This window comes from Pseudarthrobacter xylosi (assembly GCF_055412765.1).
On record NZ_JBVAYT010000004.1, the window covers coordinates 104,997 to 122,317 of the forward strand.

Consider the following 17,321-nt stretch of genomic DNA (forward strand, 5'->3'; position numbering starts at 1 on the left):
CCATTCGGATGTTGCCGAAGGCAATGACCCCTGACGGCGCAAGGTCCGGATGCGCAGTGTCCGAATGCGCAGTGTGCTGGCATGTCCGCTGTACTGGGAGGTGCCAGCCTGCAGATTCGCTTCTGGGCATAATATCCGGCATACTAGATGAGTTGTTCAAGCGCTTCTTCGTGTCCCGATCCGGATAATGCCGGGTGTCAGGGTCCAAGTGGAAGCCCAAACATAACCCACTCCCCATGGAACTGCGGATTTGTATGCGTGCTAAGCGCGACACGCCCGACCGCGGGGGTCGGTTACGTCGGCAGGTTGAGGAACCCGGATTCATCCGGATTCAGCTTGTGCGGCGGGTGGTAGTTCAGACTTCAAATGCTTCGGCAGCCACATGCAACAAGAAAGTGAACAGAGCAGCCCTCACTGGGAGCAGCACTAACTGAAAGAGAGTCAGGCGACATGGCGGGACAAAAAATCCGCATCCGGCTGAAGTCATATGACCACGAGGTCATTGACGTTTCAGCACGGAAGATCGTTGAGACGGTCACGCGCGCAGGCGCAACGGTAGTTGGCCCCGTGCCGCTGCCGACGGAGAAGAACATTTACTGTGTTATCCGCTCTCCGCACAAGTACAAGGACAGCCGCGAGCACTTTGAAATGCGCACGCACAAGCGTCTTATCGACATCATCGATCCCACGCCGAAGGCTGTTGATTCGCTTATGCGTCTCGACCTGCCGGCCGACGTGAACATCGAAATCAAGCTGTAGGGAGGTGCTGAGAGACTATGACCGCAACCCGTAACGTAAAGGGCCTGCTGGGCACGAAGCTCGGCATGACCCAGGTCTGGGATGAGAACAACAAGCTCATCCCCGTCACTGTGGTCCAGGCAGATTCGAACGTCATCACCCAGCTGCGCAACGCAGCCACTGATGGCTACGTAGCTGTTCAGATCGGCTACGGCCAGATCGATCCCCGCAAGGTCACCAAGCCGCTGGCTGGTCACTTTGAAAAGGCAGGCGTCACGCCTCGCCGCCACGTCGTCGAACTGCGCACTGCAGATGCTGACACTTACGAGCTGGGCCAGGAGCTTTCTGTTGAGCTCTTCGAAGCCGGCCAGAAGATCGACGTTATTGGCACCACCAAGGGTAAGGGCTTCGCCGGTGTTATGAAGCGTCACGGCTTCCACGGTGCTCCCGCCTCACACGGTGCTCACAAGAACCACCGTAAGCCCGGTTCAATCGGTGGCGCATCCACCCCGAGCCGCGTCTTCAAGGGCATGAAAATGGCCGGCCGCATGGGCGCCGTTCGTCACACCACGCTGAACCTCACGGTTCACGCAGTTGACGTCGAGAAGTCGCTGCTCCTCATCAAGGGTGCCGTCCCCGGCGCCCGCGGCCAGGTCGTACTCGTACGCACCGCCGTGAAGGGAGCCTAGTTCAATGACTAGCACTGTCAAGGTTGACCTGCCTGCAGAGATCTTCGACGTTCAGACCAACGTGCCGCTGCTGCACCAGGTCGTCGTAGCCCAGCTCGCTGCTGCTCGCCAGGGTACCCACAAAACCAAGACCCGCGCCGAGGTTTCCGGTGCAGGTCGCAAGCCGTTCAAGCAGAAGGGCACCGGCCGCGCCCGTCAGGGTTCAATCCGTGCTCCTCATATGACCGGTGGTGGCGTAGTCCACGGTCCCACACCGCGTGACTACAGCCAGCGCACCCCCAAGAAGATGATTGCTGCTGCACTGCGCGGCGCACTGTCTGACCGGGCACGCAACGGACGCATCCACGTTGTTGCCGAACTGGTGGAGGGCACCAAGCCGTCCGTCAAGAACGCACAGGCAACGCTGCGCGGAGTTTCCGAGCGCAAGAACCTGCTGGTTGTCATCGAGCGCGCCAACGATGTTGCAGCACTTTCCGTGCGCAACCTCGCCGGTGTTCACGTTCTGTACGCAGACCAGCTGAACACCTACGACGTACTCGTCTCTGACGACGTTGTCTTCACCAAGGCTGCCTACGAAGCATTCGTTGCTGACCGGGCAGTAGCAAAGAACGAGGAGGATGCCAAGTGAGTGCAGCCACCATCAAAGACCCGCGCGACGTCGTGCTTGCACCCGTCGTATCGGAAAAAAGCTACGGCCTGATCGATGAGGGCAAGTACACCTTCCTGGTGGACCCCCGCTCGAACAAGACCGAGATCAAGCTGGCCGTGGAGAAGATTTTCTCCGTCAAGGTCGAATCGATCAACACCATCAACCGTGCCGGTAAGCGCAAGCGAACCAAATTCGGATGGGGTACCCGCAAGAACACCAAGCGTGCAATTGTGAGCCTCAAAGAAGGCACCATCGACATCTTCGGCGGTCCGCTCTCGTAGCGGAGACCACTTTAACGAGGAAATAAATTATGGGAATCCGTAAGTACAAGCCGACTACCCCGGGCCGTCGTGGCTCGAGCGTAGCGGACTTCACCGAAATCACGCGGTCGACGCCGGAAAAGTCGTTGGTACGTCCGCTGCCCAAAAAGGGCGGCCGTAACAACTCCGGTAAGATCACGACCCGTCACAAGGGTGGTGGCCACAAGCGCCAGTACCGTCTGATCGACTTCCGTCGCCACGACAAAGACGGCGTCAACGCCCGCGTTGCCGAAATCGAGTACGATCCGAACCGCACGGCTCGCATCGCCCTCCTGCACTACGTTGATGGCACCAAGCGTTACATCATCGCCCCGAACAAGCTTTCCCAGGGTGACGTCGTTGAGGCAGGTTCCGGTGCTGACATCAAGCCCGGTAACAACCTGCCGCTGCTCAACATCCCGGTTGGTACCGTAATCCACGCAGTTGAACTGCGTCCGGGTGGCGGCGCCAAGATGGGCCGCTCCGCCGGCGCATCGATCCAGCTTGTTGCCAAGGAAGGCCGCTTCGCCCAGCTGCGTCTGCCTTCCGGCGAAATCCGCAACGTTGACGTGCGCTGCCGCGCAACCGTCGGCGAGGTCGGCAACGCCGAGCAGTCGAACATCAACTGGGGTAAGGCCGGCCGCATGCGGTGGAAGGGCGTTCGCCCGACCGTCCGTGGTGTCGCGATGAACCCGGTTGACCACCCGCACGGTGGTGGCGAGGGTAAGACGTCCGGTGGACGTCACCCCGTCAACCCGAACGGTAAGCGGGAAGGCCGCACCCGGCGTCCCAACAAAGAGAGCGACAAGCTTATTGTTCGTCGCCGTCGTACTGGCAAGAACAAGCGATAGGAGCCTGGACACATGCCACGCAGCCTGAAAAAAGGTCCTTTCGTTGACCAGCACCTCTTTGTAAAGGTAGCCAGGGAAAACGATAAGGGCACCAAGAACGTCATCAAGACCTGGTCCCGCCGTTCGATGATCATCCCCGACATGCTCGGGCACACGATCGCCGTACACGACGGACGCAAGCACATTCCGGTGTTTGTCACCGAGTCGATGGTCGGGCACAAGCTCGGCGAATTCGCTCCCACGCGGACATTCCGCGGCCATGTCAAGGACGACCGTAAGGGCAAGCGCCGCTAGGCGCCTGCACTTACGTCAAAGACGAGAGAAGGAAAGCAATGGAAGCCAAGGCAATTGCGCGTCACATCCGCGTAACGCCTATGAAGGCCCGGCGCGTCGTCAACCTTGTTCGTGGTAAGCAAGCGAATGAGGCTCTGGCAATTCTGAAGTTTGCCCCCCAGGCAGCTTCGGAGCCGGTATTCAAGGTAGTACAGTCGGCAATCGCAAACGCCCGGTCCCTCGCGGACCGCGACGGTGTTTCGTTTGACGAAAGCGACCTCATCATCAGCGAAATGTTCGTTGATGAAGGCCCGACTATGAAGCGGTTCCAGCCGCGTGCTCAGGGTCGTGCATTTCAGATCAAGAAGCGGACCAGCCACATCACTGTGGTAGTCGCTACACCTGAGAAAGAGGAGGCTCGCTAAGTGGGACAGAAAGTTAACCCGCACGGGTTCCGACTCGGCATCACCACCGATCACGTATCGCACTGGTTCGCTGACAGCACCAAGCCCGGACAGCGGTACAAGGACTTCGTTCGCGAAGACATCCGTATCCGCCAGCTCATGTCAGTTGGCATGGAGCGCGCCGGTATCGCCAAGGTTGAGATCGAGCGCACCCGTGACCGTGTCCGCGTGGATATCCACACGGCACGTCCCGGCATCGTTATCGGCCGCCGCGGCGCTGAAGCAGACCGCATCCGCGGCGAGCTTGAGAAGCTGACGGGCAAGCAGGTCCAGCTGAACATCCTCGAGGTCAAGAACCCCGAGATGGAAGCACAGCTTGTTGCCCAGGGCGTTGCTGAGCAGCTGACTTCCCGCGTGGCTTTCCGCCGTGCGATGAAGAAGGCAATGCAGTCCGCTCAGCGTGCAGGTGCCAAGGGCATCCGTATCGCTTGCTCCGGTCGACTGGGTGGCGCAGAAATGTCCCGCTCGGAGTTCTACCGCGAAGGCCGTGTGCCCCTGCACACCCTCCGTGCGAACATCGACTACGGCTTCTACGAGGCCAAGACCACCTTCGGCCGCATCGGCGTGAAGGTCTGGATCTACAAGGGTGACGTCACCGCCAAGGAACTGGCTCAGCAGGCAGCTGCTGCTCCGTCCCGTGGCCGCGGTGCCAGCGACCGTCCGGGCCGCCCGGGTGGCGCCGGCGGCGCTGACCGTGGTGACCGCCGTCGTCGTACCGACCGTCCGGCAGCAGAGGCAGCTCCGGCTGCCGTTGCTCCGGCAGTTGAGGCTGCACCTGCTGCAGTAGAAGGAGGACAGGCTTAAATGCTTATCCCACGTCGAGTCAAGCACCGTAAGCAGCACCACCCGGGTCGTTCCGGCGCTGCTACGGGCGGCACCAAGGTCTCCTTCGGTGAGTGGGGTATCCAGGCTCTGAGCCCGGCATACGTCACCAACCGTCAGATCGAGTCTGCCCGTATCGCGATGACCCGCCACATCAAGCGTGGCGGCAAGGTCTGGATCAACATCTATCCGGACCGTCCGATCACCAAGAAGCCTGCCGAAACCCGCATGGGTTCCGGTAAGGGTTCGCCGGAATGGTGGGTCTCAAACGTCAAGCCGGGTCGGGTTCTCTTTGAGATCTCCGGCGTCGAGGAATCGGTAGCTCGCGAGGCCCTGCGCCTGGCAATCCACAAGCTCCCGTTGAAGGCACGCATTTTGCGTCGCGAAGGTGGTGAATAGAAATGGCAGTAGGATCCAAGGAACTTGTCTCCGCACAGCTGGACACGTTCGACAACGAGCGCCTCGTTGAAGAACTCCGTAAGGCTAAGGAAGAGCTGTTCAACCTGCGTTTCCAGTCCGCCACCGGTCAGCTGGAGAACCACGGTCGTCTGCGCGCGGTAAAGAAGGACATCGCACGCATCTACACCGTTCTCCGTGAGCGCGAGCTGGGCATTCGTGCCGAGGTTGCCGCACCGGTTGTGGAAGCCAAGGAAGAGAAGAAGTCCAAGAAGGCTACAACCAAGAAAGCCGAAAAGGCTGACACGGTTGAGGCCGAGGAGGATGCCAAGTGAGTGAAAAGGACGAGAACGTGACGGAAACTGTTTCCGCGGCAGCTACCGCTGCCGAGCGCGGTGACCGTAAGACGAAGCGTGGCTACGTAGTCTCGGACAAGATGGAAAAGACCATCGTTGTCCAGGTAGAGGACCGCGTAAAGCACGCTTTGTACGGCAAAGTCATCCGCCGCAACACCAAGATCAAGGCTCACGACGAAGAGAACAGCGCCGGCATCGGCGACCTCGTTCTCCTCGCCGAGACCCGTCCGCTGTCCGCTACCAAGCGGTGGCGTCTGGTCGAGATCCTCGAAAAGGCCAAGTAACACCCCGCAGCCTGCCTGCAGGTACTGCACCGGAAACCCCCGTTCCCTTTTGGGAGCGGGGGTTTCCCGCATTTTGCGGCCGGTGGGCTGGCTGGGAGTGCCACGCGGACCAGGCTTTTTGGGGGACGGCCGACGGCGGGACGCCGGGTTTCCGGGGGGAGTGGCACCGGTGGTGGGCCGAAAGCGTGCCGTGCGTGACGCCGTCGTCCGCGTTCCCAGGACGCTCTCTCACTTAAGACAGGAAAAGCACCGACGCTCTCTCACTTTCCTGAAGAGAGTGAGAGAGCGTCGGTCAAGAACCCACATTAAGTGAGAGAGCGTCGGTTAAAACCCGCGCCAAGTGAGTGAGCGCCCGACGGCGGGACGCCGGGTTTCCGGGGGGAGGGGCACCGGTGGTGGGCCGAAAGCGTCCCGTGCGTGACGCCGTCGAGCGTTACCGGCTCTGCGGCGCTTACCGGTGGCCAATGGTTGTGCTCTGTAAGCCGCCGTGTGATATGGGAGATGGCCCCAACTGTGCTAGGATATTGAGTTTGTATGGCGCCCTCTGTGCGCCGTCATCAACCTCGTAAACAATCGTGCCACGGCATAGTGCCCCCTAGTGCCTCGGACCTGTCCGAATCCGCCTGGGAAGCAAATGTTTTTGGCACGGGAGTTTAGGCCTGGTCTGGCAAAATCCAGGCAGGTCAAGAGACACCCCGATCAACCGTTCCGCAAGGCTCATTCCGTAGGAAGATTTTCGGTCTGAGAACCGGCGCGACGCAAGGAGTAAATAGTGATTCAGCAGGAGTCGCGACTCAAGGTCGCCGACAACACGGGTGCTAAGGAAATCCTTACCATTCGCGTTCTCGGTGGATCAGGCCGTCGCTACGCAGGCATTGGCGACGTCATCGTCGCTACCGTCAAGGATGCAATTCCGGGCGGCAACGTAAAGAAGGGCGATGTTGTTAAGGCAGTCATCGTCCGTACCAAGAAGGAACGCCGCCGTGCGGATGGTTCCTACATCAAGTTTGACGAGAACGCAGCTGTGATCCTGAAGGCTGACGGTGACCCCCGCGGTACCCGTATCTTCGGACCGGTTGGTCGTGAACTTCGTGACAAGAAGTTCATGAAGATCGTTTCTCTGGCTCCGGAGGTGCTCTAGTCCATGGCTAAGATCAAAAAGGGTGACCTCGTTCAGGTCATCACTGGCGCCAAGGCTGAGCGCGGCGGCGACAAGGGTAAGCAGGGCAAGGTTCTGCGCGTATTCCCCGAAACCAACCGCTTGCTGGTTGAGGGCATTAACCGCGTAACCAAGCACACCAAGGCCGGTCAGTCGCAGCGCGGCACCAAGACCGGTGGCATCGAGGTCGTAGAAGCTTCGATCCACATCTCCAACGTGGCTCTGGTTGACCCGTCCACCAAGAAGCCCACCCGCGTCGGTTTCCGCACCGAGACCGTTGAGCGCGATGGCGTGAAGCGCGAAGTGCGTGTCCGCGTGGCCAAGAGCTCCGGGAAGGACATCTAATGACTGAGACTCTCGAGACTCCGGCAACGAAGATCGTTCCTCGTCTGAAGACAAAGTACGCCGATTCCATCAAGAGCACGCTCGTTGAGGAATTCAAGTACACCAACGTCAACCAGGTTCCCCGCCTGGTGAAGGTCGTTGTGAACATGGGTGTTGGAGATGCCGCTAAGGACTCCAAGCTGATCGACGGCGCTGTCCGCGATCTGACCCTGATCACCGGCCAGAAGCCGCAGGTAACCAAGGCCCGCAAGTCGATCGCACAGTTCAAGCTGCGCGAAGGCATGCCCATCGGCGCACACGCAACTCTGCGTGGAGACCGCATGTGGGAATTCCTGGATCGTCTGGTCACGCTGGCTCTGCCCCGTATCCGCGACTTCCGCGGCCTCAGTGGCAAGCAGTTCGACGGCAACGGCAACTACACCTTCGGTCTGACCGAGCAGGTTATGTTCCACGAAATCGACCAGGATTCCATCGACCGCGTACGCGGCATGGACATCACGGTTGTAACCACCGCCAAGACCAACGACGAAGGCCGCGCGCTGCTCAAGGCGCTTGGTTTCCCGTTCAAGGCCGAAGACTAATCTAACTACGTAACAGGTCCTTCGCTGAAGCACTGCCGTATGTGCAGAGGCCGAAGCGAGGAAACCGTTATGAGGAAGGGCAAGAGCCCAAATGACAATGACTGATCCGGTCGCAGACATGCTTACGCGTCTGCGCAATGCAAACTCGGCCTACCACGATTCCGTGTCCATGCCGTACAGCAAGCTCAAGGCACGCGTTGCCGACATCCTGAAGGCTGAAGGTTACATCGCCTCCTGGAAAGAAGAAGACGCAGAGGTTGGCAAGAAGCTGACCCTCGACCTTAAGTTCGGACCGAACCGCGAGCGTTCAATCGCTGGCGTTCGCCGTATTTCCAAGCCGGGCCTGCGTGTTTACGCAAAGTCCACCAACCTCCCGCACGTGCTCGGTGGCCTGGGTGTCGCAATCCTGTCCACCTCTTCCGGCCTCTTGACTGATAAGCAAGCCGGCAAGAAGGGCGTGGGCGGCGAAGTCCTCGCCTACGTCTGGTAACGGGAAAGGAAGAGAATAATGTCACGTATTGGACGTCTCCCCATCACCGTTCCTGCCGGCGTTGAGGTCAAGGTTGACGGCTCTGTCGTCAGCGTCAAGGGCACCAAAGGCGAGCTGAACCACACTGTGGCCAGCCCGATCGAGGTTTCCCTGGAAGCAGAGACCCTGACTGTCGCCCGCCCGAACGACGAGCGCGCCTCCCGTTCACTCCACGGCCTGACCCGCACCCTGATCTCCAACATGATCGAGGGCGTTACCAAGGGCTACGAGAAGAAGCTTGAAATCGTTGGTACTGGTTACCGCGTTCAGGCCAAGGGATCTGACCTTGAGTTCGCTCTCGGCTACAGCCACCCGGTAAATGTCACCGCACCGGACGGCATCACCTTTGCAGTTGAGACCCCGACCAAGCTCTCTGTTTCAGGTATCAACAAGCAGCAGGTCGGCGAGGTTGCTGCCAACATTCGCAAGCTGCGGAAGCCGGACCCCTACAAGGGCAAGGGCATCCGCTACGCAGGCGAAGTCATCCGCCGCAAGGTCGGAAAGGCTGGTAAGTAACCATGGCCATCTCAATTAACAAGAAGCGTACGAACAAGAGCAAGTCTGCTTCGCGCAGCCGCCGCCAGCTTCGTATCCGCAAGCGCATCTCCGGCACGGCTGTACGTCCTCGTCTGGTCGTCAACCGCTCCGCACGCCACGTATTCGTCCAGGTTGTCGATGACACCAAGGGCCTGACCGTAGCAAGCGCCTCCACACTGGAAGCCGACCTTCGTGCATTCGAAGGCGACAAGACTGCCAAGGCCAAGCGCGTTGGCGAGCTCGTTGCCGCTCGTGCCAAGGCTGCCGGTATCGAAGCAGTTGTCTTCGACCGCGGTGGTAACAAGTACCACGGCCGGATCGCCGCCGTCGCTGACGGTGCACGTGAAGGTGGGCTGTCACTGTGACGGAAGCAAACAAGGAAAAGGACACTGTGTCTGCAGATCAGAAGGCTACTGAAGCCGTAGCTGCTCCGGCCACTGAGACCACTGCGCCCGCAGCTGCTGCCGATGACCGCCGTGGTGGCGCTCGTCGTGGCGGCGAGCGTGGCGACCGTGCTCAGGGCGGTCGCGACGGCGGCCGTGGTGGCCGTGGTGGCCGCGATGGCGGCCGCGAAGCCGAGAAGAGCCAGTTCATTGAACGCGTTGTTACCATCAACCGCGTTTCCAAGGTGGTCAAGGGTGGTCGTCGCTTCAGCTTCACCGCTCTGGTCGTCGTTGGTGACGGTAACGGCATGGTCGGCGTGGGCTACGGCAAGGCTAAGGAAGTTCCCGCAGCAATCGCGAAGGGCGTTGAAGAGGCCAAGAAGTCCTTCTTCCGCGTTCCCCGCATTGGGAACACCATCCCGCACCGCGTTCAGGGTGAGGCCGCTGCAGGCGTCGTAATGCTGCGTCCGGCTTCCGCCGGTACCGGTGTTATCGCCGGTGGTCCGGTCCGCGCCATCTTGGAGTGCGTGGGCATCCACGACATCCTCTCCAAGTCGCTGGGTTCCTCCAACGCCATCAACATCGTTCACGCGACTGTTGCTGCGCTGAAGCAGCTCGAAGAGCCGGCAGCAGTGGCAGCACGCCGCGGCCTGCCGCTGGACGAGGTTGCTCCGCCGGCAATGGTGAAGGCAATCCTGAACCAGAAGGCGGGTGTCTAAGCCATGGCTAAGAACCTGATTCCCTCCGACGCTCAGTTGGAGATCACCCAGATCAAGGGCGTCATTGGCGCCAAGCAGAACCAGATTGCGACCCTTCGGTCCCTCGGCCTGAAGCGGATCGGACACACCGTTGTCCGCACCGCCGACGCCGTGACCGTGGGCATGCTCAACACGGTTCCGCACCTCGTGATTGTAGAGGAGGCGAAGTAATGGCCGAGAAGAAGACCGCCGAATCGGCACAGAGCGCGACTGCTGAGAAGCAGAACACGCTGAAGGTTCACCACCTGCGTCCCGCCCCGGGTGCCAAGACCGCCAAGACCCGAGTTGGTCGTGGTGAAGGTTCCAAGGGTAAGACCGCTGGTCGCGGTACCAAGGGTACAAAGGCCCGCTACCAGATCAAGGCTGGCTTTGCCGGCGGCCAGTTGCCGCTGCACATGCGCCTGCCGAAGCTGCGCGGCTTCAAGAACCCGTTCCGGGTTGAGTTCCAGGTTGTAAACCTGGACAAGCTCAATGAGCTGTTCCCGGAAGGTGGCACTGTCACCGTGGAGAACCTGGTCGAAAAGGGTGCCGTTCGCAAGAACCAGCCCGTCAAGGTGCTTGGCACCGGTGACATCACCGTCAAGGTTGACGTCACCGTCCACGCATTCTCGGCCAGCGCCGCAGAAAAGATTGCAGCAGCAGGCGGAAGCACCACCGCTCTCTAGTAGACGGTGGGCGAACGCCCGTTGTGAACTCCCGGTGTGCCAGGCCCCCAGGGCCTGGCACACCGGGAGTTTTTTCGCATCCGCCTGCCGACTATTTCGGCCCGTTCGCCGCAATCGCGGGTTCGCGGATTATTCGCATGGCCGATCCACCCGTTAGACTCGGTTGTTGGGATTATTGTCCCCCATCACACCACGCTTATAAACAACACAGGAGGACGCTTGCTTAGCGCATTTGGCCGGGCCTTTCGCACGCCTGATCTGCGACGCAAGTTGTTGTTCACGCTGGCAATCATCACAATCTTCCGCTTGGGTGCATTCATCCCCTCGCCTGGTGTGAACTACCAGAATGTCCAGCAATGCTTGCAGAACGGTCAGACCGCTGGCGGGCTTTATCAGCTCGTCAACCTGTTCAGCGGCGGTGCCTTGCTTCAGGTGTCCATCTTCGCGCTGGGCATCATGCCGTACATCACGGCCAGCATCATTGTGCAGCTGCTCCGGGTGGTCATTCCCCGGTTCCAGGAGCTGTACGAGGAGGGCGCCTCCGGGCAGTCCAAACTCACCCAGTACACGCGGTACCTCACCATTGCCCTGGGCCTGCTGAACGCCACGACGCTGGTGTCGCTGGCACGTTCAGGCCAGTTGCTTCCGGGCTGTGCCCTGCCGATCATTCCTGATGACAGCATCATCACCACGATCCTGCTGATCATCACGCTGACCGCCGGTACCGGGCTCATCATGTGGATGGGCGAACTCGTCACCGAAAAGGGTGTGGGCAACGGCATGTCGCTGCTCATCTTCACCTCCATCGCGGCAACGTTCCCCACGTCCTTGGGCGCCATCTGGAGCTCACAGGGCCCCGGTACGTTCTTTATGGTCCTTATCATCGGTCTGGTGACCGTTGCCCTGGTGGTCTTCGTCGAGCAATCCCAGCGCCGTGTCCCGGTGCAGTACGCCAAGCGGATGATCGGACGCCGGACCGTCGGCGGCACCAGCACCTACATCCCCATCAAGGTGAACATGGCAGGCGTGATCCCCGTGATCTTCGCATCGTCCATGCTCTACCTGCCGGGACTGATCTCACAGTTCAACCAGCCCAAAGCGGGCGAGGCTCTCGCGCCATGGGTTGAGTGGATCAACAACAACCTGACCCGAGGCGACCACCCGATCTATATGGCGCTGTACTTCGCCATGATCGTGTTCTTCACCTACTTCTACGTCGCGATCACCTTCAACCCTGAAGAGGTCTCCGACAACATGAAGAAGTACGGCGGTTTCATCCCGGGTATCCGTGCCGGAAAACCGACCGCGGATTACCTGCAGTACGTGCTCTCCCGGATCACGCTGCCCGGCGCCATGTACTTGGGCTTCGTGGCGCTGATTCCGCTGGTGGCATTGGTACTGATCAACGCAAACCAGAACTTCCCGTTCGGTGGCACCTCGATCCTGATCATGGTGGGCGTTGGCCTTGAAACCGTCAAGCAAATAGATGCGCAGCTACAGCAACGTCACTACGAAGGGCTTTTGCGATGACGAAAATGTTGATTATTGGACCCCCCGGTTCCGGAAAAGGAACACAAGCGGAACGCATTTCCGAGCGCCTCGGCGTCGTGGCGATCTCCACCGGTGATATCTTCCGCGCCAACGTGAAAGGCGAAACTCCTCTTGGCATCGAAGCCAAGAAGTACATGGACGCCGGGGACTTCGTTCCGGACAGCGTCACCAACAAAATGGTCCGTGACCGCCTCAGCGAGTCCGACGTCGAAAACGGCTTCCTCCTGGACGGCTACCCGCGCACCACGGCGCAGGTGGACTACCTGGACGGTATCCTCGCGAACAGCGAAGAAAAGCTCGACGTCGTCCTGCAGCTCACAGCCGATGACGAGGAACTCGTCTCCCGCCTGCTGGGCCGGGCCAAGGAAACCGGCCGGAGCGACGACAACGAAGCCGTTATCCGCCACCGCCTGGACCTGTACCACGAGCAGACCGAAGCCGTTGTGGCCAAGTATGCCGAACGCGGCATCCTGACCCAGGTTGACGGCATCGGCGGCATCGACGAGGTCACCGACCGCGTCATGCAGGCGATCAAGGCAGCGCAGGCCGCCTAAGCCAGGCATACCAGCTTTTCGAGGCTCCTCCCGGCATCCGGGAGGGGCCTCAGCCATTGAGAGGACACACCATGGCCTTCGGCCAGCCCCGTATCGAATACAAGACCAACGCCCAGATGCGCATCATGCACGACGCCGGGCTGGTGCTGAGCCGCGCGCTCGACGCCGCCGTGGCGGCCGCCGCTCCCGGCGTCACCACCAAGCAACTGGACGACGTCTTCGCCGCGGTGCTGAACGAGGCCGGCGCCAAGTCGAACTTCCTTGGCTACCACGGTTTCCCCGCCACCATCTGCACCTCCGTGAACGAGGAAGTGGTGCACGGCATCCCCGGTGGCAAAGTCCTCAACGACGGCGACATCATCTCGATCGACGGCGGCGCAATTGTTGACGGCTGGCACTCCGACTCTGCTCGCACCGTCATTGTGGGCAAGGTTGACCCTGAGGACCAGCGGCTCTCCGACGTCACCCAGGCCGCTATGTGGCGTGGCATCGCTGCGCTGGCCAGCGGCAGCCACGTGGGCGACATCGGCGCAGCCATCGACGACTACGTCTCGTCCGTACCGGGCAAGCCGCTGGGCATCCTGGAGGACTATGTGGGCCACGGGATCGGGTCCGAGATGCACATGGCCCCGGATGTCCTGAACTACCGCACTAGCCACCGCGGCCCCAAGATCAAGCCCGGACTGTGCCTGGCCATCGAGCCCATGCTGGTCCGCGGCAGCATCGACACCGCCGTGCTGGCGGACGACTGGACCGTGGTGACCACCGACGGCAAGCGCTCGTGCCAATGGGAGCACTCGGTTGCCGTCCACGAGAAGGGGATCTGGGTACTTTCGGCCCCCGACGGCGGAGCGGAGCACCTGGTGCCCCTCGGCGTCGTGCCTGTCCCGATCCCGTAGGGTTCGCCACGCAGATGCCCTGCCGACGCAGGTTTCGACAGGCTCAACCACCGGACGGACCGGTGATTAGCCTGTCGAAATCCGGGATGGAGCGTTAAGCCTTCAGTTTCGGCTTGACGTCCTTGGTGTATATGCCTTCGAGCGTCGCCTTCAGCTCGGTCAGAGTGGCCTTCACGTCGCCTTCCTGGGTGAGGATCTTGGCTGCAGCTTTGGCCATCTCCTGGTCGGCGCCGGGCAGGAACGCACGGGCGTTGTCCTGGACCTTGGTCACGGCCAGCTGGTCCATGGCGATCTTGATCTGCGGCGTCTTGGCCAGCACTGCTGTCATATCGGCGGAGGTCCGCGTGGGCATGTAGCCGGTCGCGGCCGAGAACGCCGCGGTGTTCTCGGGTTCGGTCATGAACTGCAGGAACATGGCGGCCGCAAGCTGCTCTTCCTTGCTGACACCGCTGGGGATGCCCAGGCCGGCGCCGCCTGTGGGGCACACGCCTGAGGTGACTTTGGAGCCGCCGGGCAGGAAGCCGACGCCCACGTTGAACTTGGCGGACTTCAGGATGCCGATCAGTGACCCCGTGGAAGACAACGTGGCCGAGGCGAGGCCCGCGGCAAAGTCGTCTGCTGATTCCTTGGAAGAAACGCCAGCCCAGGCATCCTTGTATACGGAATCCTGGGCCGCCTGCAGTGCCGCCACGGACTCGGCCGAATCACAGGTGATGTCCCAGTCCTTGGACCAGCCGCCGCCTTCGCCCCACAGGTTGTTCTGCAGGGTCCAGCCCGCGTAGCCGGCCAGTGCGGGGTGCATAAAGGCGTACTGGACTCCTGTTGCGGCCTTGAGTTTGGGGGCCCAGCCGGCGAATTCCTGCCACGTGGTGGGTGCCCGGTCCGGCAGGCCTGCGGCAGCGAAGTGGTCCTTGTTGTAGTAGAACAGGGGCGTGGACCGGCCGTAGGGGAGTGCCCACTGCTTTCCGTCGTACTTGTAGTCGTCCACCAGCGAGGTGCGGAAGTCGTCCAGCTTGACGTCCAACTGCTTGACCAGGGAATCGAGCGGGATGATGCTCTCGTTCAAGTAGTAGCGGAACCACCACACGTCAGAGAGGACCACCAGGGACGGCAGGCCGGACTTGGCGGCCTGGGCTGTCTGGAACTTCTGGGCGATTTCCTCGTAGTTCGCGCCGGCCGTCACCAGGTTGACCTTGATGTCCGGGTACTTGGCGTGGAACTTCTCGATGATGCTCTTTTCCACGTCCTGGGACTTGCCCGGGTGGTTGGACCAGAAGTCGATGGATGCCGCCGGCTTGACGCCGCTGAAGTCGATGTCGGCAACGGTTGTGGCCGCGGCTCCGGGTGTTGTTGACGGGCCGCCGCAGGCGGACAACGCTGCGGCGCCTGCCCCGGCGCCCGCCAGGGTGAGGAAGAACCGGCGATCAAGGGTAAAGGACATGATGTTGCCTTTCGTTGTGTGCCTCGGTAGTGCTGGATGCGCTAGATAGATGGATTAGATAGCTGCCGGAAATGCCCGGAGGGAATGCCCGACGGCGGTGCACGCCGGAGGTTAGCCCGTCACGCTGCCCTGGGTCAGGCCGGCGACGATATAGCGCTGGAGCATGGCGAAGATGACCAGGATGGGGACAATCACAAGGACGGCGCCGGCCATCATGATTCCCCAGCCTGCGCCGTTGCTCTCGGAGTTCTGCAGCAGGGTCAGGCCAACAGGCAGGGTCATGCTCTCGGGCTTGTCCGTGATGATCAGCGGCCAGATGTACTCGTTCCATTCGCTGACCACGGTGACCAGGGCAACCGTTGCAATGGACGGAACGGATACCGGAACCACGATCTGCCACAGCCGCCGCCAGTGGCCGGCGCCGTCGATCTCTGCGGATTCCAGGATGGAACCGGGCAGGGTGAGAAAATGCTGGCGCAGCAGGAACGTGCCGAACGCAGTGCCCAGGCCGGGCAGGATGATGCCCCACAGGGTGTTCTTCCCGCCCATTCCGGCGATCAGGATGTAGTTCGGCAGGATGGACACTTGTGCGGGAACCATCAGGGCCACCAGGATCAGGACGAAGATGAGGTTCTTGAAGGGAAAGCGCACAAACACCAGGGCGTAGGCGGTCAGCAGTGCAAGGATCACTTTGATACCGCCGCCCACCACAGTGACGATGGTGCTGTTGAGGAAGAACTGCCCGAACGGGACCGTGGTCATGGCAACCCGATAGTTCTCCGGGTCCAGAGCTGCCGGAAGTACCTTCAGGTCCAGGGTGACGATTTCGCCGGGCTGTTTGAAGGAGCTCAGCACCATCCAGAGCAGCGGGAGGAAGACCACCAGGACGGCGACGGCCAGCGGCGCATACCCGGCAGCGACTGTCCTGACCAGGTTGGCGCGGGAGAACGGCCGCTCGTGGGGAGGGGCGGCGTCGGACGTTAAAGGGTCCGGAATGACGGCGGCGGGAGCGCTCACGAGTAGTGCACCTTCTTTTCGATGAACCGCAGCTGCAGCACTGTGATGACCAGGAGGATGACAAAGAGGACCACCGAGATGGCGGCGGAATAGCCAGCGCGGTTGTAGGCGCCGAACGCTTGGAGGTACGCCTCGTAGATGAGGGTGCTGGTGCCGCTGCCCAGGGGCGTCATGATCCGGATGAGGTCGAACGCCTGGAGCGAGCTGAGCATGGTGGTGATCAGCAGGAAGAACGTGGTGGGCGAGAGCAGCGGCAGGGACATGCTGACGAAGCGGCGGAAACTGCTGGCGCCATCCAGGGACGCAGCCTCCATCACGTCCTGCGGCAGGGACTGCAGCCCGGCCAGGAACACCACCGCGCAGTAGCCCAGGTTTTTCCAGACGTACACAATGATGACCATCACCAGCGAGAGGTCCGGATCGTTGATCCACTGCGGACTCTGCTGTCCGAAGCCCCGCAGGATCCAGGCCAGCACACCGTAGCCGGGATCAAAGATGAACAGCCATACCAACCCCACGCCAACCCCGGACAGCACATACGGCGCGAAGACGGCCGAACGGGCAAAGGTGGTGCCGCGGACCTTCGAGTTCAGGGCCAGCGCCACCAGCAGGCCCAGCACCATGGAGCCGCCCACGGTTGCGGCCGTAAACACGGCGGTGGTGCCAAGGACCCGGCCGGCATCCGCGCTGGTGAAGAACGTGACGTAGTTGTCCAGCCCGACAACAACGGCCGAAGCGGAGCCTAGCGTCCAGTTCAGCGTGGAGTAGTAGAGGTTGTTGAACAGCGGAACGTATGTAAACACCGCGATGAGCAGCAGGTTCGGCAGTGCCAGCGCCAGGAACACAAAGAAGTCCGCGCGTTTCCGGCGCGACCAGCGGTTGCGGTTCCGTGGCAGAGCGCCGCCCTGGTCCTTTGCCCTGCCGGTGGCCGCCTGCGTGGGGGGAATGCCCGGCTTGGCAGTGAGCTGTGGAGTCATGGATCTCAATCGGAAGGCCTGCGATGGCAGGGGCTGGAACGGATTTGAGATCACTCCATCACATCGCACATGCCGGCCCGGACCAGATGCGGCCTCCCAGCGGA

General features: G+C 61.3%; 26 protein-coding genes. 23 read left to right on the top strand and 3 right to left on the bottom strand.

Features of this window, described 5'->3' with window-relative positions; translation table 11 throughout:
* The first annotated feature begins 450 nt into the window (after window positions 1–450).
* The 23 genes from rpsJ (at window position 451) to map (ending at window position 13,782) form a co-directional block, all read left to right on the top strand.
* Window positions 451–759: a 30S ribosomal protein S10 gene (gene rpsJ, locus ACZY1F_RS10520; RefSeq protein ID WP_038464699.1), complete on the top strand. Its 309-nt coding sequence runs from the start codon at window positions 451–453 to the stop codon at window positions 757–759.
* A 17-nt stretch (window positions 760–776) separates the two neighbouring features.
* On the top strand, window positions 777–1,427 hold the full coding sequence (gene rplC / locus ACZY1F_RS10525) for a 50S ribosomal protein L3 (protein WP_160673120.1): 651 nt from the start codon (window positions 777–779) through the stop codon (window positions 1,425–1,427).
* A 4-nt stretch (window positions 1,428–1,431) separates the two neighbouring features.
* On the top strand, window positions 1,432–2,055 hold the full coding sequence (rplD, locus tag ACZY1F_RS10530) for a 50S ribosomal protein L4 (protein WP_463915384.1): 624 nt from the start codon (window positions 1,432–1,434) through the stop codon (window positions 2,053–2,055).
* A complete protein-coding gene (gene rplW / locus ACZY1F_RS10535) occupies window positions 2,052–2,357 on the top strand; it encodes a 50S ribosomal protein L23 (RefSeq protein WP_018773664.1) in 306 nt (101 codons plus the stop codon). The genes rplD and rplW overlap by 4 nt, the downstream gene beginning before the upstream one ends.
* Before the next feature lie 29 nt (window positions 2,358–2,386).
* Window positions 2,387–3,226, top strand: coding sequence for a 50S ribosomal protein L2 (rplB, locus tag ACZY1F_RS10540; protein WP_056344386.1), 840 nt, complete (start codon window positions 2,387–2,389; stop codon window positions 3,224–3,226).
* 12 nt (window positions 3,227–3,238) lie between these two features.
* Complete coding sequence (rpsS, locus tag ACZY1F_RS10545; protein WP_011775591.1) at window positions 3,239–3,520, top strand: 30S ribosomal protein S19; 282 nt, start codon at window positions 3,239–3,241, stop codon at window positions 3,518–3,520.
* Between the two features lie 38 nt (window positions 3,521–3,558).
* Window positions 3,559–3,924 carry a 50S ribosomal protein L22 gene (gene rplV / locus ACZY1F_RS10550; protein ID WP_056344381.1) on the top strand — a complete coding sequence of 122 codons (366 nt, stop codon included), beginning with the start codon at window positions 3,559–3,561 and terminating at the stop codon, window positions 3,922–3,924.
* Window positions 3,925–4,767 (top strand): 30S ribosomal protein S3, encoded by an 843-nt coding sequence (gene rpsC / locus ACZY1F_RS10555; RefSeq protein WP_354250550.1) that lies wholly within the window; start codon window positions 3,925–3,927, stop codon window positions 4,765–4,767.
* Complete coding sequence (gene rplP / locus ACZY1F_RS10560) at window positions 4,768–5,184, top strand: 50S ribosomal protein L16 (protein WP_056344375.1); 417 nt, start codon at window positions 4,768–4,770, stop codon at window positions 5,182–5,184.
* A gap of 2 nt (window positions 5,185–5,186) precedes the next feature.
* Window positions 5,187–5,516, top strand: a complete 330-nt coding sequence (gene rpmC, locus ACZY1F_RS10565) for a 50S ribosomal protein L29 (RefSeq protein WP_463941660.1) — start codon at window positions 5,187–5,189, stop codon at window positions 5,514–5,516.
* Window positions 5,513–5,821, top strand: a complete 309-nt coding sequence (gene rpsQ / locus ACZY1F_RS10570) for a 30S ribosomal protein S17 (protein WP_275212245.1) — start codon at window positions 5,513–5,515, stop codon at window positions 5,819–5,821. Before rpmC ends, rpsQ begins: the two co-directional genes overlap by 4 nt.
* A gap of 772 nt (window positions 5,822–6,593) precedes the next feature.
* A complete protein-coding gene (gene rplN, locus ACZY1F_RS10575; RefSeq protein WP_024366126.1) occupies window positions 6,594–6,962 on the top strand; it encodes a 50S ribosomal protein L14 in 369 nt (122 codons plus the stop codon).
* Window positions 6,963–6,965: 3 nt separating this feature from the next.
* On the top strand, window positions 6,966–7,325 hold the full coding sequence (gene rplX / locus ACZY1F_RS10580) for a 50S ribosomal protein L24 (RefSeq protein ID WP_185261221.1): 360 nt from the start codon (window positions 6,966–6,968) through the stop codon (window positions 7,323–7,325).
* A complete protein-coding gene (gene rplE / locus ACZY1F_RS10585; protein WP_141141211.1) occupies window positions 7,325–7,906 on the top strand; it encodes a 50S ribosomal protein L5 in 582 nt (193 codons plus the stop codon). Before rplX ends, rplE begins: the two co-directional genes overlap by 1 nt.
* A gap of 91 nt (window positions 7,907–7,997) precedes the next feature.
* Window positions 7,998–8,396 carry a 30S ribosomal protein S8 gene (gene rpsH, locus ACZY1F_RS10590; RefSeq protein ID WP_056344363.1) on the top strand — a complete coding sequence of 133 codons (399 nt, stop codon included), beginning with the start codon at window positions 7,998–8,000 and terminating at the stop codon, window positions 8,394–8,396.
* 18 nt (window positions 8,397–8,414) lie between these two features.
* A complete protein-coding gene (rplF, locus tag ACZY1F_RS10595) occupies window positions 8,415–8,951 on the top strand; it encodes a 50S ribosomal protein L6 (RefSeq protein WP_463941661.1) in 537 nt (178 codons plus the stop codon).
* Window positions 8,952–8,953: 2 nt separating this feature from the next.
* The gene (gene rplR, locus ACZY1F_RS10600) at window positions 8,954–9,337 is read left to right on the top strand and encodes a 50S ribosomal protein L18 (RefSeq protein WP_056344358.1); all 384 of its coding nucleotides are present in this window, start codon (window positions 8,954–8,956) and stop codon (window positions 9,335–9,337) included.
* On the top strand, window positions 9,334–10,074 hold the full coding sequence (rpsE, locus tag ACZY1F_RS10605) for a 30S ribosomal protein S5 (RefSeq protein ID WP_056344356.1): 741 nt from the start codon (window positions 9,334–9,336) through the stop codon (window positions 10,072–10,074). The genes rplR and rpsE overlap by 4 nt, the downstream gene beginning before the upstream one ends.
* Window positions 10,075–10,077: 3 nt before the next feature.
* On the top strand, window positions 10,078–10,284 hold the full coding sequence (gene rpmD / locus ACZY1F_RS10610) for a 50S ribosomal protein L30 (RefSeq protein ID WP_463915380.1): 207 nt from the start codon (window positions 10,078–10,080) through the stop codon (window positions 10,282–10,284).
* Window positions 10,284–10,778: a 50S ribosomal protein L15 gene (rplO, locus tag ACZY1F_RS10615; RefSeq protein WP_056344350.1), complete on the top strand. Its 495-nt coding sequence runs from the start codon at window positions 10,284–10,286 to the stop codon at window positions 10,776–10,778. The genes rpmD and rplO overlap by 1 nt, the downstream gene beginning before the upstream one ends.
* A 219-nt stretch (window positions 10,779–10,997) precedes the next feature.
* Window positions 10,998–12,308 carry a preprotein translocase subunit SecY gene (secY, locus tag ACZY1F_RS10620; RefSeq protein ID WP_463915378.1) on the top strand — a complete coding sequence of 437 codons (1,311 nt, stop codon included), beginning with the start codon at window positions 10,998–11,000 and terminating at the stop codon, window positions 12,306–12,308.
* Window positions 12,309–12,313: 5 nt separating this feature from the next.
* Window positions 12,314–12,883, top strand: coding sequence for an adenylate kinase (locus ACZY1F_RS10625; protein ID WP_181037244.1), 570 nt, complete (start codon window positions 12,314–12,316; stop codon window positions 12,881–12,883).
* Window positions 12,884–12,954: 71 nt separating this feature from the next.
* Window positions 12,955–13,782 carry a type I methionyl aminopeptidase gene (map, locus tag ACZY1F_RS10630; protein WP_463941662.1) on the top strand — a complete coding sequence of 276 codons (828 nt, stop codon included), beginning with the start codon at window positions 12,955–12,957 and terminating at the stop codon, window positions 13,780–13,782.
* 94 nt (window positions 13,783–13,876) lie between these two features.
* On the opposite strand, the gene ACZY1F_RS10635 is transcribed toward map, so the two are convergent.
* The 3 genes from ACZY1F_RS10635 to ACZY1F_RS10645 form a co-directional block, all read right to left on the bottom strand.
* Window positions 13,877–15,223, bottom strand: a complete 1,347-nt coding sequence (locus ACZY1F_RS10635) for an ABC transporter substrate-binding protein (RefSeq protein WP_463941663.1) — start codon at window positions 15,221–15,223, stop codon at window positions 13,877–13,879.
* 111 nt (window positions 15,224–15,334) lie between these two features.
* Entirely contained in the window at window positions 15,335–16,240 is a 906-nt protein-coding gene (locus tag ACZY1F_RS10640; protein WP_463941664.1) for a carbohydrate ABC transporter permease, read from the bottom strand.
* The gene (locus tag ACZY1F_RS10645; RefSeq protein ID WP_463941665.1) at window positions 16,237–17,217 is read right to left on the bottom strand and encodes a carbohydrate ABC transporter permease; all 981 of its coding nucleotides are present in this window, start codon (window positions 17,215–17,217) and stop codon (window positions 16,237–16,239) included. Before ACZY1F_RS10645 ends, ACZY1F_RS10640 begins: the two co-directional genes overlap by 4 nt.
* Window positions 17,218–17,321: the final 104 nt, after the last annotated feature.

Excerpts from the sequence above, each read along its gene's own strand:
- rplB (WP_056344386.1), top strand. The coding sequence starts at position 2,387 with ATGGGAATCCGTAAGTACAAGCCGACTACCCCGGGCCGTCGTGGCTCG.
- map (WP_463941662.1), top strand. The coding sequence starts at position 12,955 with ATGGCCTTCGGCCAGCCCCGTATCGAATACAAGACCAACGCCCAGATG.
- rpsS (WP_011775591.1), top strand. The coding sequence starts at position 3,239 with ATGCCACGCAGCCTGAAAAAAGGTCCTTTCGTTGACCAGCACCTCTTT.
- rplX (WP_185261221.1), top strand. The coding sequence starts at position 6,966 with ATGGCTAAGATCAAAAAGGGTGACCTCGTTCAGGTCATCACTGGCGCC.
- rplP (WP_056344375.1), top strand. The coding sequence starts at position 4,768 with ATGCTTATCCCACGTCGAGTCAAGCACCGTAAGCAGCACCACCCGGGT.
- rpsJ (WP_038464699.1), top strand. The coding sequence starts at position 451 with ATGGCGGGACAAAAAATCCGCATCCGGCTGAAGTCATATGACCACGAG.
- rplF (WP_463941661.1), top strand. The coding sequence starts at position 8,415 with ATGTCACGTATTGGACGTCTCCCCATCACCGTTCCTGCCGGCGTTGAG.
- rpsH (WP_056344363.1), top strand. The coding sequence starts at position 7,998 with ATGACAATGACTGATCCGGTCGCAGACATGCTTACGCGTCTGCGCAAT.
- rplR (WP_056344358.1), top strand. The coding sequence starts at position 8,954 with ATGGCCATCTCAATTAACAAGAAGCGTACGAACAAGAGCAAGTCTGCT.
- rplV (WP_056344381.1), top strand. The coding sequence starts at position 3,559 with ATGGAAGCCAAGGCAATTGCGCGTCACATCCGCGTAACGCCTATGAAG.
- ACZY1F_RS10635 (WP_463941663.1), bottom strand. The coding sequence starts at position 15,223 with ATGTCCTTTACCCTTGATCGCCGGTTCTTCCTCACCCTGGCGGGCGCC.
- rpmC (WP_463941660.1), top strand. The coding sequence starts at position 5,187 with ATGGCAGTAGGATCCAAGGAACTTGTCTCCGCACAGCTGGACACGTTC.
- rplD (WP_463915384.1), top strand. The coding sequence starts at position 1,432 with ATGACTAGCACTGTCAAGGTTGACCTGCCTGCAGAGATCTTCGACGTT.
- rplC (WP_160673120.1), top strand. The coding sequence starts at position 777 with ATGACCGCAACCCGTAACGTAAAGGGCCTGCTGGGCACGAAGCTCGGC.
- ACZY1F_RS10625 (WP_181037244.1), top strand. The coding sequence starts at position 12,314 with ATGTTGATTATTGGACCCCCCGGTTCCGGAAAAGGAACACAAGCGGAA.
- ACZY1F_RS10645 (WP_463941665.1), bottom strand. The coding sequence starts at position 17,217 with ATGACTCCACAGCTCACTGCCAAGCCGGGCATTCCCCCCACGCAGGCG.
- rpmD (WP_463915380.1), top strand. The coding sequence starts at position 10,078 with ATGGCTAAGAACCTGATTCCCTCCGACGCTCAGTTGGAGATCACCCAG.
- rplE (WP_141141211.1), top strand. The coding sequence starts at position 7,325 with ATGACTGAGACTCTCGAGACTCCGGCAACGAAGATCGTTCCTCGTCTG.
- rplO (WP_056344350.1), top strand. The coding sequence starts at position 10,284 with ATGGCCGAGAAGAAGACCGCCGAATCGGCACAGAGCGCGACTGCTGAG.